We start from the raw sequence: 3,005 nt of genomic DNA on the forward strand, positions 1-3,005 counted from the left end.
TGTAGATATCACGCCTGATGGACGGAGATAACATGCGTGTGGCCAGGGCAAAGGAAGTGCTGTAAGACTCGGTAACCACCTTACTGCATTCGTAGGACACGCCATCAAAAATAGCCTTCATGGGTTAAGGTTTCAATTTAGTTTTTCCATAAGGTCAGAGACCAGCTTTCCAGAGATCAACGAAGGTGGTACCCCAGGGCCAGGTACAGTCAGTTGACCGGTAAAAAATAAAGCCTCAACTTTTTTACTTTTCAGGCCAGGCCGCAAAAAGGCAGTCTGGGACAGTGTATTGGCCATTCCGTATGCATTTCCTTTATAGGAATTATACTGTTCCTTAAAGTCGTTCACACAGAAGGTATTTTTAAATATAATATTATTTCTGACCTTTTGACCGATACGCGCTTCAAATCTGTTCATGACCAGGTCAAAATATTGTTCCCGTAATTCAGGGGTATCTTCCAGTCCCGGAGCAATAGGTACCAGGAAAAATCCGGTTTCACAGCCCTCTGGGGCCATGGAAGGATCGGAAACGGATGGGAAATTGGCATAAAAGAGCGGATTTGTTGGCCAGCTTGGGGTATCGTAGATCTCCTCAGCATGGCGGTCAAAATCCGTATCAAAAAACAGGTTGTGATGCTCCAGCCGGTCCAGCTTTTTGTCAAATCCAAGATAGAACAACAAGGAGGAAGGGGCGAAAGTCTTCTTCTCCCAATAGGCTTCCGTGTATTGGCGGTATTGCGGATCCAGAAGGCTCTCTGAATGCACATAGTCTGCACCGCTAAGCACATAATCTGCGTGGATGTCCTCTCCATTTACAGTAATCCCAACCGCTTTGCCATTTTCAACCCTGATCTTTTCCACAGTAGCATTGGTTTGGATATGTACTCCGAGTTCCAGGGCGAGTTGTTGCATCCCTTCGATGATCTTGTACATCCCGCCTTTGGGATGCCAGGTGCCCAATCCAAAATCAGCAAAGTTCATAAAACTGTAGAATGCGGGTGTTTTACTGGGTTTGGCCCCCAGGAAAAGCACTGGAAATTCCAGGGTGGAGACCAGCTTAGGGTTTTTGAAGTTTTTTCGGACTTCCTGACTTATGTTTTTAAAGAACTGGTCTACCCGGGTTACGGTGTCTTTGGTAACCAGTTCAAACGGAGATCTGCCAGGTCGGTAAACGATCTCATTTATGGCGATATCGTAATTGCGCTGTGCCTTGGCAATGAATTTTTTCAGGGGTACGGAACTGCCCTTTTCTATACGCTCAAATTCCTGGCAGATTTTTTCCATACTGTCGCCAATGGTAATCTGGTCATCTGCAAAAAAGATCTTATAGGCGGGATCCAGGCGTTCCAGTTCGTAGTAGTCCGATGTATTTTTTCCGAAATCAGCAAAAAAACGGTCAAAAATATCAGGCATCCAATACCAGCTGGGGCCGATATCGAAGGTAAACCCTTCGGCTACAAGTTGCCTGGCCCTACCGCCAACAGTGTCGTTCTTCTCAAAAATGGATACCTCGAATCCCTGCTTGGCCAGATAACAGGAGGCTGACAATGCCGAAAAGCCGGAACCGATAACTGCTACACTCTTTTTCATTTTCATATGGGTTAGGCGTCAGGAACTAATTTACAGGAATGTGGTCAATTGCTCCACAGATTGGAAAGTTTTTATCTGAGGGGGTAATTTTTCGGTTTTGACGTACTGGGTTTGCCTGCCAAGGACCCACAAATGGGATTTACCGTCAAAGTTCACCACTTCGTTGAAGTCTTTTATGTATTGTTCCATCCGGTCCTTTGTAGGTACCACGGTAAAATAGGACAGAAAATGCAGGTTCGTATAGTATTTTTTAAGGTCTACCAGGTTTTCCAGCGGCATGGTCTGCCCCAGGTATACCGTTTTATAACCTCTCAGAATGATCTCGTAATTAATGAACAACAACCCGATTTCATGGATCTCATTTTCAGGGAGGAACAGAACAAAGACCTTGTCTTTTTTAGAAGGTTCTATAGTCTGAATCTTCTCTGTGCTTGTGTAGATCTTTTGTTTGATCAGGTTGGTAATAAAGTGTTCATGGGCCGGACTGATGGTATCCGTTTGCCACAGTAAGCCCAATTCGTTTAGTAGTGGGATAAAAACTTCCCAGAATATATCCCTGAAAGACCGGTCTACCAGGAGGTTGTTGTAGGTTCGCTGGAACATGGCCAGGTCAAAATTGATCATGGACAACTTAAAGGCGTTAAGCGCATGACTTTTGGTGCTGTTTTTGGCCACCAGTTCGCGTACTACCTGTGGGATTTCTTCTTCAGGGATTTTAGCGATCTTCGAAATCTTGTACCCGTTGTTGTAGAGCAGGGTAACATTAAGGAGTTTCTGCAGGCTTGCCAGACTATAGGTCCGGATGTTGGTGCTGGTACGCTCGGGGGACAATAAATTATACCGTTTTTCCCAGATCCGTATGGTGTGTGCCTTGATCCCGGATAAATTCTCAAGATCACGTATGCTGAAGGACTTCTTAACGTTGTTCATCGTTTTCAATTAAAAAGTTAAACAAAGTTATCAATTTTTAAAGGAAGTTTCTAATAAATACGTTAAATTTTGTATCATTTATAAGTCTTATCCCTATATGTTTATCGATTCCTGATTTCTCCTTCAATTGTGTTCAGTTAAATGGATATCTTTAGTCATCCCATTGCGACCCAAATGAATATTGAGTGGGATATAATATAGATTCACAAGCCAGGAAAGCCATTAACCCATAAATTATGTTTAAAAAGACGATATTTCTACTTACCCTTTTGGCCATCCTGTCCTGCAGGGAAAAAAAGGAGGCGCCATCTGCTCCTGAAAGCGTAACCAGAGAAATTGCCCGATCAGAAAAGCAAGATTGGATACCATTAATGGACGCCAGCTCATGGAGGGGGTATAACCAGGAAAGTTTACCTGATAACTGGTCGATTCGCGACGGGATTATTGAATGCGAACGCGTTGGGGTAGTTGTAGACGCGGTAGTA

Annotated in this window: 2 protein-coding genes and 2 pseudogenes; 1 reads left to right on the forward strand and 3 read right to left on the reverse strand. The window is 43.9% G+C overall.

The window, feature by feature from the left end; all coding sequences use genetic code 11:
• The 3 genes and pseudogenes from AC4E7D_RS13455 to AC4E7D_RS13465 form a co-directional block, all read right to left on the reverse strand.
• Positions 1–121, reverse strand: a pseudogene (locus tag AC4E7D_RS13455) (phytoene/squalene synthase family protein); the annotation flags it as partial.
• 11 nt (positions 122–132) lie between these two features.
• Positions 133–1,590, reverse strand: coding sequence for a phytoene desaturase family protein (locus AC4E7D_RS13460; protein WP_490174300.1), 1,458 nt, complete (start codon positions 1,588–1,590; stop codon positions 133–135).
• A gap of 30 nt (positions 1,591–1,620) precedes the next feature.
• Positions 1,621–2,520 (reverse strand): MerR family transcriptional regulator, encoded by a 900-nt coding sequence (locus tag AC4E7D_RS13465; RefSeq protein WP_490174301.1) that lies wholly within the window; start codon positions 2,518–2,520, stop codon positions 1,621–1,623.
• A 236-nt stretch (positions 2,521–2,756) separates the two neighbouring features.
• Between AC4E7D_RS13465 and AC4E7D_RS13470 the strand changes: the two are divergent.
• Positions 2,757–3,005, forward strand: a pseudogene (locus tag AC4E7D_RS13470) (hypothetical protein); the annotation flags it as partial.

Source organism: Lentiprolixibacter sp., from assembly GCF_982873095.1.

Bases quoted from the DNA above. Each gene is read 5' to 3' on its own strand.
- AC4E7D_RS13460 (WP_490174300.1), bottom strand. From the start codon at position 1,590: ATGAAAAAGAGTGTAGCAGTTATCGGTTCCGGCTTTTCGGCATTGTCA.
- AC4E7D_RS13465 (WP_490174301.1), bottom strand. From the start codon at position 2,520: ATGAACAACGTTAAGAAGTCCTTCAGCATACGTGATCTTGAGAATTTA.